Source organism: Longimicrobium terrae, from assembly GCF_014202995.1.
GTDB classification, from domain to species: domain Bacteria; phylum Gemmatimonadota; class Gemmatimonadetes; order Longimicrobiales; family Longimicrobiaceae; genus Longimicrobium; species Longimicrobium terrae.
Window position 1 is genome coordinate 424,430 of the sequence record NZ_JACHIA010000002.1, and the last position, 13,987, is coordinate 438,416.

A 13,987-nucleotide genomic window follows, 5' to 3' on the forward strand; every position below is an offset into this window, starting at 1 on the left:
ATTGATGGCGCCTGTCCTACTCTCTTATTCCGCAAGTATTTGACGGTTGTGCGGCCATCCCCGCCGGGGACGACCGTACACCGCCGCACCGAAGCACGCCGGACCGCCGCGATCCCCGGAAATCCCGGGCTCGCGGGGGGATTGATCCGTACCGCGGACTCCTGGCAGCCACGCAGGAACCGGCGATCACCGAAGTTGTGTTGCGACCGGAAGGCGCACCTTCCGCCAGACGACAGGGACGATCCGGACCGATGAGCAACCTTTCCTGGAGCGGGGCCGTCCGCCTTCCGGCCGGCATGCAGGTGGTGGGCGGGCGCGGCGGCGGCGCGGAAGACGCCTGGCCGCTGACCCCCATGCAGCAGGCCATGCTGATGAGCGGGCGGCGGGAGCCGGGCACCTACGTGCAGCAGTACCTGTGCACCCTGCGCGAGCCGCTGGACGAGGCGGCGTTCCGCGCCGCGTGGGAGCGGCTTTCGGCGCGCCACGCGGTGCTGCGCAGCTCGTTTCACCCCGACGCCGATCCGGAGCCGCTGCAGGTGGTGCACGCCGCGGCGGAGGTGCCGTGGACCGCGCACGACTGGCGCGCCCTGGACGACGACGCGCAGGCCGCCTCGCTGGACGCCTTTCTGCGCGAGGACCGCGCGGCCGGATTCGCGCCGGACCAGGCGCCGCTTTCCCGCTTTGCCCTGTTCCGCACGGAGGACGAGGCGTACACGCTGGTGTGGACGTCGCACCACGCGCTCATCGATGGGCGCTCGCGGCGAATCCTGCTGCGCGAGGTGTTTGACGACTATGAGGCGGCGCGCGACGGGCGGGAGTTTGCGCCCGCCGCGCGTCCGTCGTTCGGCGAGTACGTGCGCTGGGCCGGCGCGGCGGAGCCGGCGGACGCCCGCGCCTTCTGGACGGAGGAGCTGGCGGGGTTCGGCGCGCCCAACGAGCTGGTGCCGGAGGGCGGGCCCGCGGCGGGAACGGAGCGCGAGACGCACCGCTTTGAGCTGCCGGACGGGCTGGCGCGCGGCCTTCGCCTGCTGGCCCAGCGCGAGGAAGTGACGCTCAACACGGTGCTGCAGGGCGCCTGGGCGCTGCTGGTGTCGCGCTACACTGGGGATGACGACGTGGCGTTCGGGGCCACGCGCATGTGCCGCCGGGGCGGGTTCGCGGGGTCGGAGGAGGTCGTCGGGCTGCTGACCAACACCGTCCCGGTACGCGTGCGGCTGGAGCCCGCGCGCGCCGTGCGCGACTACCTGGACGAGGTGCGCGCCCGCTGGGTGCGCATGCGGCCGCACGAGCGCACGCACCTGGCGCGCATCCAGGAGTGGCGCGGGGCCACGGGGGGCGCGGCGCTCTTTCAATCCGTGTTCGGCTTTGAGACGGAAACGGCGCAGGAAGGGCTGCACCGGCAGGGCGGGGGATGGTGGCGCCGCGGGTTTGACCTGCTGCAGTGGACCGGGTACCCGCTGGCGGTGGTGGCGCACGGGGGCGACCGCATCTCGGTGGAGGTGGTGCACGATCCCGCCCGCTTCCCCCGCGCGGCGGTGCTGCGCATGGAGGAACACCTGTCGCGCATCCTGCTGGCCTTTGCCGAAGACGCATCGCAGCCGCTGGAACGCGTCGGCATCCTGTCTCCCGCGGAGCGGCGTCGTCTGGTCCACGGGATGAATCCGCCCATCGCTCCGGCGGGAGACACGACGATTCATGCGCTGCTGCACGCCCAGGCGGAGCGCACGCCGGACGCCGTGGCCGTGGTGGATGGGGAACGGACGCTCACCTTTGGCGAAGTGGACCGGCGCGCCACGCAGCTGGCCCGCCTGCTCCGCGCGCGGGGCGTGGGGCTGGAGTCGCGGGTGGGCGTGTGCATGGAACGCTCGCCGGAGATGGTCGTCGCCCTTGCCGCCATCCTGCGGGCGGGGGCGGCGTACGTGCCGCTGGACGCGCACAACCCGGCGGAGCGCCTGGCATTCGTGCTGCGCGACGCGGGCGTGTCGCTGGTGCTGTGCGACGCGGCGGCCGCGGGCCGGCTGCCGCAGGACGGGCCGCCGGTGCTGGCGGCGGACGCCGGGTGGGCGCAGGCCGCGGGGGAAGGGGCCGCGCCCCTGGCCGAGGCCGCCGCGCCTCGGGCGATGGCGTACGTGATGTACACCTCCGGGAGCACGGGCACCCCCAAGGGCGTGGCGGTGGAGCACGAGGCCGTGGTGCGGCTGGTGCGCGGCGCCGACTACGTGGCCCTCTCCCCCGCGGAAACGGTGCTGCACGCCGCGCCCGCCTCGTTCGACGCCTCCACCCTGGAGGTGTGGGGCGCGCTGCTGACCGGCGCCCGGCTGGTGCTGGCCCCGGCGGGAACGCCGTCGCTGGAAGAGCTGGCGCGCACCATCGTCCATCACTCTGTGACCACGCTCTGGCTTACGGCCGGGCTGTTTCAGGCGATGGTGGATGAACAGCTGGAGGCGTTCGCCGGCGTGCGGCAGCTGCTGACCGGAGGCGACGTCGTCCCCCAGGCGCAGGCGGCGCGGATCCGGGCGCGCTTTCCCGGGCTGCGTCTCATCAACGGATACGGGCCCACGGAGAACACCACGTTCACCTGCTGCCACACGGTTCCCGCCGCGTGGACCGGCGGGCCCATTCCCATCGGCACCCCCATCCACGGAACCCGCGTCTACCTGCTGGACGACGCAATGCGCCCCGTGCCCGTGGGCGTGGCGGGCGAGCTGTACGCGGGCGGGCTGGGCGTGGCGCGCGGCTACGTGGCCCGCCCCGGCGCCACCGCCGAACGCTTTCTTCCCGACCCGTTTTCCGGCGTGCCCGGCGCGCGCATGTACCGCACCGGCGACCGCGCGCGCTGGCGTGAGGACGGCGCCGTGGAGTTCCTGGGGCGGCGCGACGGGCAGGTAAAGATCCGCGGGCTGCGCATTGAGACGGGCGAGGTGGAGTCTGCCCTGCGCGCGCTGCCCGGCGTGGCGGAGTGCGTGGTGGCCGTGCGCGAGGCCGCGCCGGGGGACCGGCGGCTGGCGGTGTACGTGGTGGGCGGGGCGGACTTCGGCGCCCTGCGCGCGGCGCTGCGGTCCCAGCTGCCGGAGTACATGGTTCCCGCCGCCTTCGTGCGGGTGGAGCGGCTGCCGCTGAACGCCAACGGCAAGGTGGACCGCCGCGCCCTTCCCGCGCCCGCGTTCGCCGCGGTGGCCGCGCGGACGGTGGCGCCGCGCACCCCGGTGGAAGAGGTGCTGGCCGCGATATGGGCGGGGGTGCTGCGGGTGGACCGCGTGGGGGTGGAGGACCGCTTCTTTGAACTGGGCGGCCACTCGCTGCTGGGAATGCGCGTGCTGTCGCGCGTGCGGGAGCTGCTGGGGGTGGAGCTGCCCGTCCGCGCGCTCTTTGATGCGCCCACGGTGTCCGCCCTGGCCGCGCGGGTGGAGGAAGCCCGCCGCGCGTCGGCGCCCGTGCTTCCCCCGCTGGTGCCGGTGGCGCGCGACGCGGCGCTCCCGCTGTCCTTTGCGCAGGAGCGGCTCTGGTTTCTGGACCGGCTGGAAGGGCCGAGCGCGCTGTACAACGTCCCCGTCGCCCGGCGCCTGTCGGGGCCGCTGGACGTGGCGGCGCTGGAGCGAGCGCTCGGCGGGCTGGTGGCCCGGCACGAGGCGCTGCGCACCGTGTTCCGGGACGAGGACGGCGAGCCGGCGCAGGTCATTCTCCCGTTCGGCGGGTTCGCGCTGGCGCTGGAGGAGCTGTCGGAGCTGCCGCAGGAGGAGCGCGAACAGATCGCCGTCCGGCGGACAGCGGAGGACGCGGCGCGGCCGTTCGATCTGGCCGCGGGCCCGCTCTTTCGCGCGGCGCTGCTGCGGCTGGCGGCGGACGATCACCTGCTGCTGATCTGCATGCACCACGCGGTCACGGACGGGTGGAGCCTGGGCGTGCTCTTTGGCGAACTGGCCACGCTCTACACCGCCTACGCCGCGGGGGAAGACCCCGCGCTGGCCGTTCCGCCGGTGCAGTACGCGGATTTCGCCGTCTGGCACCGCGCGGTGCTGGATGGTCCGGCTTTGGAACCGTCGCTGGCGTGGTGGCGCGGCCGGCTGGCGGGCGCGCCCGAGCTGCTGGAGCTGCCCACGGACCACCCGCGCCCCGCCGTGCGCTCCCACGGCGGCGCGTACGAGCGCACCACTGTGGATCCCGCGCTGCTGGAGCGGCTGCGGGCGCTGGCCGGGCGGGAGGGCGCCACGCTGTACATGGTGCTGCTGGCCGCCTTTCAAACGCTGCTGGCGCGGTACGCGGGGACGGACGACGTCGTGGTGGGGAGCCCCGTGGCGGGGCGGACGCGCAGGGAGGTGGAGGAGGTCGCCGGCTTCTTCGTCAACACGCTTCCGCTGCGCACGGACCTGTCCGGCGATCCCGCCTTTGCGGAGCTGCTGCGGCGGGTGCGGGGCGTGACCCTGGGCGCGTTCGACCACCAGGAGGTGCCGTTCGAGCGGCTGGTGGCGGAGCTGCGCCCCGGACGCACGCTGGGCCACGCGCCGCTGGTGCAGGTGAACCTGGTGCTGCAGGACGCGTCCACGGCGGACCTGCGCCTTCCCGGCGTGCGCGCCACCGTGGTGGAAACGCACAGCGGCACCGCCAAGTTCGACCTGTCCCTCTCCCTGGAGCCGGCGGACGGCGGGCTGCGCGGCGGCTTCATCTACAGCACCGACCTGTTCGGGCGCGACACCATCCGGCGCATGGCGGGGCACCTGGACCGCGTGCTGCGCCAGGTGGCGGATGACGCCGGTCTCCCCCTCTTCCGGCTGGCGCTGATGGACGACGCCGAGGCCGCGGAGTCGTCGCGCGCGTGGGTTGGCGAGGCGCGGGAGATGGACGCGCGGGAGCTCATCCATCACCCCTTTGAGCAGTGGGCGGAACTCACGCCGGACGCGCCCGCGCTGCGCTTCGAGGGTGCGACGCCCACCTACCGCGAGGTGGACGAGCAGGCCAACCGCCTGGCCGGCGTGCTGGCCGCGCGCGGCGTGGGGCCGGAGGTGCGGGTGGGCGTCTGCATGGAGCGCGGGGTGGAGATGGTCGTCTCCCTGCTCGCCATCCTCAAGGCGGGGGGCGCGTACGTGCCGCTGGATCCCGCCTATCCCGCGGAGCGCCTGGCGTTCATGCTGGCGGATTCCGGCGTCGCCCTTCTCCTCTCGCAGTCCTCTCTGCGCGGCCTCATTCCGGCGGACGGTGTGGAGGTGCTGGAGGTGGATGGGGCGCGGGCGGAGATCGACGCCGCTCCATCCGGCCGGCCGCGCGTGGCGCTGACCCCCGCGAACCTGGCGTACGTCATCTACACGTCCGGCTCCACGGGGCGGCCCAAGGGAGTGATGAACGCGCACGGCGGGGTGGTGAACCGGCTGGCGTGGATGCAGGCGGAGTACGGGTTGAGTGCGGACGATGTGGTTCTGCAGAAGACGCCGTTCTCCTTTGACGTGTCCGTGTGGGAGTTCTTCTGGCCGCTGCGCGAGGGCGCGTGCCTGGCCGTGGCGCGGCCGGACGGGCACCGCGACCCGGCGTATCTGCGCGAGGTGATCGCGGCGGAAGGGGTGACGACGCTGCACTTCGTTCCCTCCATGCTGCAGACCTTCGTGGAGGCGCTGGATGACGGCGCGGCGCCCGCCTGCCTGCGCCGGGTGCTGTGCAGCGGCGAGGCGCTTCCCCCCGCGCTGGCGGAGCGGTTCCTGGAGCGCCTGCCGCGCACGGTGGAACTGCACAACCTGTACGGCCCCACCGAGGCCGCGGTGGACGTGAGCTTCTGGCCCTGCGCGCCGGGTGCGGACGGCGTGCCCATCGGCCGGCCGGTGTGGAACACGCAGCTGTACGTGCTGGACGGGGGGATGAACCCGCTCCCCGTCGGCGTGCCCGGCGAGCTGTACATCGGCGGGGTGCAGGTGGCGCGCGGCTACGCCAACCGCGCCGCGCTCACGGCGGAAAAGTTCGTCCCCGATCCGCTTTCCCCCATCCCCGGCGCGCGGCTGTACCGCACGGGCGACAAGGCCCGCTGGCGGGCGGACGGCGCGCTGGAGTACCTGGGCCGGCTGGACGACCAGATCAAGCTGCGCGGCTTTCGCGTGGAGCTGGGGGAGATTGACGCCGTGCTGCGCCGCCACCCGGACGTGCGTGCCTGCGCCGTCGTGGCGCGCGAGGACGGCGGCGAGCTGCGGCTGGTGGCGTACGTCGTGGGCGACGCGGAGGCGGAGGCGCTGCGGGCGCACCTGCGGCAGAGCCTTCCGGAGCACATGGTGCCCTCCGCCTTCGTGGCGCTGCCGGAACTCCCGGTGACGGCCAATGGAAAGCTGAACCGCCGCGCGCTTCCCGCGCCGGTGTTCGGGCCCGCGGCGGAGGCGTACGCCGCGCCGCGCACCCCGGTGGAAGAGGTGCTGGCGGGGATCTGGGCCGCGGTGCTGCGGCTGGATCGCGTGGGCGTGCGCGAAAGCTTCTTTGACCTGGGCGGGCACTCGCTGCTGGCCACGCGGGTGGCCGCCCGCGTGCGCGACGCGTTCGGGGTGGAGCTGCCGGTGCGCGCCCTGTTCGAGGCGCCCACCCTGGCCGGGCTGGCGGAGCGGGTAGAGGAACTGCGCCGCGCCGGCCAGCCCGCGCCCCCGCCCGTCGTCCCCGTCGATCGAGCCGTGCCGCCGCCGCTCTCCTTTGCGCAGGAGGGGCTGTGGTTCCTCCATCGCCTGGCGGAGCAGGGCGCGGCGTACAACGTCCCCGTCTTTCTGCGCCTTGCCGGTGCGCTGGACGTGCCGGCCCTGGAGCGCGCGCTGGGCGAGGTGCTGCGGCGGCACGAGGCGCTGCGCACCACCTTCGCCGAGGTGGACGGCGCGCCGGTGCAGGTCATCGCTCCGTTCCACGGCTTCGCGCTGGCGGTGGATGAGGTAGCGGGGGCGGATGACGAGGCCCGGCGCGTGGAAGCGGATCTTCTTGCCGCGGCGGAGGCGGCGCGGCCGTTCGACCTGGCCGCCGGGCCGCTGTTCCGCGCCACCCTGCTGCGTCTCGGTGAGGACGAGCACCTGCTGCTGATGTGCACGCACCACGTGGTGGCGGACGGATGGAGCGTGGACCTGCTGCGCCGCGAAGTGGCCGCGCTGTACGCCGCGTTCCGCGAAGGGCGCCCGTCGCCGCTGGCGGAGCCGCCGGTGCAGTACGCCGACCACGCCGCGTGGGAGCGCGCGCACCTGCGCGGGGAAACGCTCGCCGGGCAGGTGGCGCACTGGAAGGAGGCGCTGCGCGGCGCGCCGGAGCTGCTGGCGCTGCCCACGGACCGGCCGCGCCCCGCCGCGCCCTCGTACCGCGGCGGCGCGGTGCCGGTGGAGCTGCCGGCGGAACTGGCGGAGCGGCTGCGGCGGACGGCGCGGGAGGAGGGCGCCACGCTGTTCATGGTGCTGATGGCGGCCTGGCAGCTGGTGCTGGGCCGCCACGCGGACACGGACGACGTGGTGGTGGGAACGCCGCTGGCGGGGCGCACCCGGGCGGAGGTGGAGGGGCTGATCGGCTACTTCGTGAACACGCTCCCGCTGCGCACCTGGCTGGGCGGCGACCCGACGTTCGGCGAGCTGGTGCGTCGCGTCCGCGAGGCCAGCCTGGGCGCGTTCGAGCACCAGTCCGTTCCGTTCGACCGGCTGGTGGCGGAGCTGCGCCCGGGCCGCACCCTGCGCCACGCGCCGCTCTTTCAGGTCACGCTGGCGCTGCAGACCGCCGGTGCGGACTCCGCGCCGATCCCTGGGCTGGAGGTGAGCGCGGTGGACGCGGGCGCGGGGACGGCCAAGTACGACCTGTCGCTGAGCCTGCAAGAAGGGCCGGACGGGGTGCGCGGGTCGCTTGCCTACGCGGCGGACCTGTTTGACCACGCCACGGCGGCGCGGCTGGCGGCGCAGCTGCGGCGCGTGCTGGAGCAGGTGGCGGACGGGGCGAACCGTCCGCTTTCCGCGCTGGCGCTGATGGACGCGCCGGAGCGGGCGGCGCGGGTGGGATCGTGGCGCCTGCGCCGGGAGTTCGCGGCGGCGGGGAGCCTGCATGGCCGCTTTCAGGCCCGGGCCCGCATGACGCCGGACGCCGTCGCCGTCACCGGCGCGGGGGAGATGTGGACGTACGGGGAGCTGGACGCGCGCAGCCGCCGCGTGTCGCGCCGGCTGCGCGCGCTGGGCGTGGGCCCGGAGGTGCGCGTGGGGCTGTGCCTGGAGCGCACGCCCGCCATCGCCGCCGCCATCCTGGGCGTGCTGGGGGCCGGGGGCGCGTACGTCCCCATCGACCCCGCCTATCCCGCGGACCGCATCGCGTGGCTGGTGGCGGATTCCGGCGTGTCGGTGGTGATCGCGGCGGAGGCGACGCGCGGCGCCGTGGCGGAATCATCCGCCCCCATCCTCCTGCTGAACGACCTGCTGGCGGACGACGGCGCGGACGAGGAAGAGGCCGCCGCGGACGTCCATCCCCTGAACGCGGCGTACGTCATCTACACCTCCGGCAGCACCGGCCGTCCCAAGGGCGTCGTGGTGACCCACGCCAACGTGCTGCGCCTGTTCGACGCCACGGACGCATGGTTCGGCTTTGGCGCGGACGACGCGTGGACGCTGTTCCACTCGTACGCGTTCGACTTTTCCGTGTGGGAGATCTGGGGGGCGCTGCTGTACGGCGGCCGCCTGGTAGTCGTTCCCTTTGCCGTCAGCCGCGATCCGGCGGCGTTCCGCGCGCTGCTTGCCCGCGAGCGGGTGACGGTGCTCAACCAGACGCCTTCCGCCTTCCGCCAGCTGGTGCACGCGGACGGGGAGGCGGACGAGGCGCTGTCGCTGCGGTGGGTGGTGTTCGGCGGCGAGGCGCTGGAGCCCGCGTCGCTGCTGCCCTGGTACGACCGGCACGGCGACCAAAAGCCGGCGCTGGTGAACATGTACGGCATCACCGAAACCACGGTGCACGTCACCTTTCGCGTGCTGCGCCGTGCGGACGCGGAGGGCGCCGGCAGCGTGATCGGCGAGCCCATTCCGGACCTGGGCGTCTATCTGCTGGATGGCGGAATGGAGCCGGTGCCCGCGGGTGTGCCGGGCGAGATCTATGTGGGCGGGGCGGGGTCGGCGCGCGGCTACCTGGGGCGGCCGGCGCTCACCGCCGAGCGCTTTGTCCCCGACCCGTTCGCGGGGGTGCCGGGGGCGCGCATGTACCGCTCCGGCGACCGCGCCCGCGGCCGCGCGGATGGCGACGTGGAGTACCTGGGCCGCGCCGACATGCAGGTAAAGATCCGCGGCTTCCGCATCGAACCGGGGGAGATCGAGTCCGCGCTGGCGGCGCAGGCGTCCGTGCGCGAGGCCGTGGTGCTGGCGCGCGAGGACGAGCCCGGCGTCCGCCGGCTGGTGGCGTACGTGGTTCCCGCCGCGGCGGATGCGGACGTGTCGCCCGAGGCGCTGCGGGCCGCGCTGTCGGCGCGGCTGCCGGACTACATGGTGCCCGCGGCGTTCGTGGCGCTGGACGCCATACCCCTTACGCCACACGGCAAGGTGGACCGCCGCGCCCTTCCCGCGCCGGACGCCGCGGAGCTCGCCGCGGCGGAATACGTGCCGCCGGCCGGGCCGGTGCAGCAGGCGCTGGCGGATGCGTGGGCGCAGACGCTGGGGCTGGAGCGCGTGGGTGCGGCGGACAACTACTTCGCGCTGGGGGGCGATTCCATGCGCGCCATCCAGCTGCTGGCCGCGGCCCGGGGGCGCGGCGTCGCCTTTTCGCTGGCGGACCTCTTCCGCCACCAGACGATCGCGGAGCTGGCGGCGGCCATCGGGCCGGTCGTGTCCGGGGAGGAGGGTGAGGCGGACGAGGGCCCCGCGCCCTTCTCGCTGATCCGCCCGGAGGACCGCGCGCGGGTGCCGGACGGGGTGGCGGACGCGTATCCCATGACGCGCCTGCAGCTTGGGATGCTGTACCACGCGGCGGAGCGGCCGGACCACGCCGTTTATCACAACGTGCAGGCGTACCGCGTCCATGCCCCGTTCGATGAAGGGCGGATGCGCGCGGCGCTGGCGGTGCTGTGGGCCCGGCACCCCGTGCTGCGGACGGCGTTCGACCTCGCCGGCTATTCCGAGCCGCTGCAGCTGGTCCATGCGCACGTGGAGCCGCCGCTGGTGGTCACCGCGCTGGACGGCGTGGCGGAGGAAGCGCGCGGTGCCGTGCTGCGCGCCTGGTTCGCGGCGGAACGGGCGCGCGCGTTCGATGGACGGACGGCGCCGCTGATCCGCTTTCACGTCCACACGCTGGGGGCGGACGGGTTCCGCCTGGGATTCGCGGAGCATCACGCCATTCTGGACGGGTGGAGCGTGGCCGGGCTGCTGTCCGAACTGCTCGCCCTGTACGCCGGGGCGCCGGTGGATTCGCCCGCGCCGGCATCCGTCCTTCCCGCGTTCGCGGCGCTGGAGCGCGACGTGTCCGAATCCGTGGAGGCGAACGCCTTCTGGGCGCGCGAACTGGAAGACGCGGAACCCACCCTTCCCGCCGCGCTGAGCACCGCGCGCGGTGAGGGGCCCCGCCTGCGCCGCGGCGCCGTCCCGTCGGAGGTATCGGCCGCGCTCACCGCCTTGGCCCGGCGCGACGGACTGCCGCTCAAGAGCCTGCTGCTGGCCGCGCATCTGCGCGTGCTGGCCGCCTCCGCGGGCACGGACGACGTCACCACCGGCGTGGTGGTGAACGGGCGTCCCGAGGGCGAGGGCGCGGAGCGGGCGCTGGGGCTGTTCCTGAACACCGTCCCCTGCCGCGTGCGCATTCAGGGCGGGAGCTGGATGGATCTCGCGCGCCGCGCGCTGGCGTGGGAGCACGCCGTCCTCCCGTTCCGCCGCTTTCCGCTGGCCGCGCTTCAGCGGATGAACGGCGGCCGGCCGCCGGTGGAATCGCTCTTCAACTTCATCCACTTTCACAACGCGCAGCAGGCGGACGGCGTTCCGCGCATGGAGCGCGAGTCCAGCGCGGGCGCCCGCCTCAGCGGCGTGGGGGGGACCAATTTCCCCTTCGGCGTCTCGTTCGAGGCGGCGGACGCGGGCCTGCTGATGTCGATGGAGTACGACGCCGCCCGCTACACCGACGCGGAAGCGGACGCCGTCCACGACCGCTACCTGGCCGCCCTGCGCGCGATCGCGGAGAACCCGGACGGCCGCGCGGATGCGCGCGATCTGCTGTCGGACGGGGAGCGCGCGACGGTGGAGGGATGGAGCACCGCGCCGTCGCCCCGCGTGGCGGAGGCTGGGACGCTGCACGGGCTGGTGGCCGCCCGGGCCGCGATGGCGCCGCACGCGGTGGCGGTGGAGCAGGGAGGACGCACGCTCACCTTTGCGGAGCTGGACCGCGATTCGGCGCGGCTGGCCGCGGCGCTGCGCCGGCGAGGCGTGGGGCTGGAAACGCGCGTGGCCATCCGCTGCGCGCGCTCGCCGGAGTGGGCCATCGCTTGGCTGGGCGTGCTGCGCGCCGGCGGCGCCGTGGTGCCGCTGGACCCCGCGCACCCCGCCGCGCACACGTCGTTCATCCTGGCCGACGCGGGCGTGCGCCTGCTCCTCACGGACGGCGCGGGCGAGGCGGTTGCCGCGCCTGGCATCTCCACGGTGAACGTGGCCGATGCGCTCAGCGAGGATTCGGTCGATCCAGTGGATCTGGTCGATTCGGTCGATTCGGTCGATTCGGTCGATTCGATCGATGGAGAAGATCAGCCCGGTTCGATCGATGTGGTTGATGCGGTCGACTCGATCAACGTAATCGCATCGACCGATGCGCTCCGTGGTGATTCGGCGGATGGCGTGGACGCGGCGGATCCGCGGGCGGCGGCGTATGTCATCTACACCTCCGGATCTACCGGGACGCCCAAGGGAGTCGTGGTGGAGCACGGCGCGGCGGCGGCGCACGTGGCGGCCTTTGCGGCGGAACTGGAGATCGGCGCGGCGGACCGCATCCTCCACTTTGCGCCGCTCGGCTTCGACGTGGCGGTGGAGCAGCTCTTTCTGCCCCTGGCCGCGGGCGCCGCGACGGTGCTGCTGGACGGCGATCCGTGGAGCCCCGCGGAGTGGCCCGCCCGCGTGCGGGAACTGGGGATCACCATCGCCAACCTGGCCCCCGCGTACTGGATGGAAGTCGTCGCCTCCGCGGACGGCGCGGCGCTCCCCGCGCTGCGCCTGATGATGGTGGGCGCGGACGCCATGCCCGCCGCCTCGGTGGATGCGTGGCACGCGGCCGTCCGGTCGGACGCCGTGCTGCGCAACGCGTACGGTCCCACCGAAACGGTGATCACCGCGACGACGTTCCGGGTGACGGACGAGTGGCCCGGCGGCTTCGCGGGGAGCGTGGTGCCCGTCGGCGCGCCGCTGCCGGGACGGACGGCGCGGGTGCTGGACGCGTCCGGCGCACCGGCCGCGCCCGGGGTGCCCGGCGAACTGTGCCTGGGCGGGCAGATGGTGGCGCGCGGATACCTGGGCCGCGCCGCGCTCACGGCGGACCGCTTCGTCCCCGACCCGTTCAGCCCCGTTCCCGGCGCGCGGATGTACCGCACCGGCGACCGTGCGCGCTGGCTTCCGGACGGCGCGCTGGAGTTTCTGGGGCGGATGGACCGGCAGATCAAGGTGCGCGGCCACCGCATCGAGCCCGGGCAGGTGCAGGCGGCGCTGGAGGCGCACCCCACCGTACGCGAGGCGGTGGTCGCGGCGCACGGCGAGGGGAGCGCGCGGCGGCTGGCGGCCTGGCTGGTGGGTTCCGGACCGGACACGCCCCCCGCGGGCGACCTGCGCGCGGCGCTGCGGGAGCGGCTGCCGGAGTACATGGTGCCCTCCACCTTTACGTGGATGGACAGCTTTCCGCTCACCCCCAACGGCAAGCTGGACCGCCGCGCCCTCCCCGCGCCCGATGCGGTGGACGCGGACGGCGGTGAGCACGTGGCGCCGCGCGACACGCTGGAGCTGCAACTGGCGCAGCTGTGGCAAGAAGTGCTGGGCACCGGCCCGGTGGGCGTGCGCGACGACTTCTTTGCCCTGGGCGGGCACTCGCTCGCCGCGCTGCGCCTGCTGGCGGTTGCGGAGCGGATGACGGGCCGCCGCCTGCCCATGGCGGCGCTCCTGGCCGCCCCCACCGTGGAGCGGATGGCACGCGCCCTCCGCGGCGAGGGGACGCAGGCGGGCGGATCGCTCGTTCCGCTGCGGACGGCGGGGACGGCGCCGCCGCTCTTCTTTGTGCACGCGGCGGGCGGCAACGTCGCGGCGTACGCAGCGCTGGCGCGGCACCTGGACGCGGACCAGCCCTTTTACGCACTGCAGTCGCGCGGCGTGGACGGCGGCGAGCCGCTGGCCACGGTGCGGGAGATGGCGGCGGCATACGTGGCGGAGATCCGCGCGGCGCACCCCGCCGGACCGTACCGGCTGGGCGGGTGGTCCATGGGCGGCCTGGTCGCGCTGGAGATGGCGCGCCTGCTGGCGGACGCGGGGGAGACGGTGGATCTCGTCGCCCTGGTGGACGCGCGCGCGCCCGCGAGAATAACGACAGCGGTGGATGAGGATGATCCATCGCTGCTGGACGGCTTTGTCCGGCACCTCGGCGTGGATGACGTGCCGGCGGACGCATCGGATGCGCCCACGGACCGGCTGCACGCGGCGTGGCGGGCGGCGCTGCGCGCGGACGCCATCCCACCGGACCTGGAGCTGGACCGCTTCGCCGGGCTGTGGCGCGTGTTCCGCGCCAACGTGGCCGCCGCGTCCGCGTACCGCCCGGACCCCGTCACCGCGGACGTTCTCGTCCTCGTGGCCGAGGCCCGCGCCGCGGAAGTGGAGGCCGAGACGGAGCGGTGGCGCGCGTGCACCGCGGGCCGCCTGCAGGTGGAAGTCGTTGCCGGAGACCACTTCAGCATCATTCGCGATCCGCTCGTCCGCGGGGTGGCGCACGCGCTGCGCCGCGCCCTCGCGCCCGCCCCCGAAGGGTGAGCGGGCGCCCTTCCGCGCGCCCTCCATCGCCGCACCCCGAATGAGATTCCGGCGAGCCG

At 74.5% G+C, this 13,987-nt stretch carries 1 protein-coding gene; it reads left to right on the top strand.

The features are described 5' to 3' along the window. The first annotated feature begins 251 nt into the window (after positions 1–251). Positions 252–13,928, top strand: a complete 13,677-nt coding sequence (locus HNQ61_RS05260; RefSeq protein WP_170037630.1) for a non-ribosomal peptide synthetase — start codon at positions 252–254, stop codon at positions 13,926–13,928. Positions 13,929–13,987 lie beyond the last annotated feature (59 nt).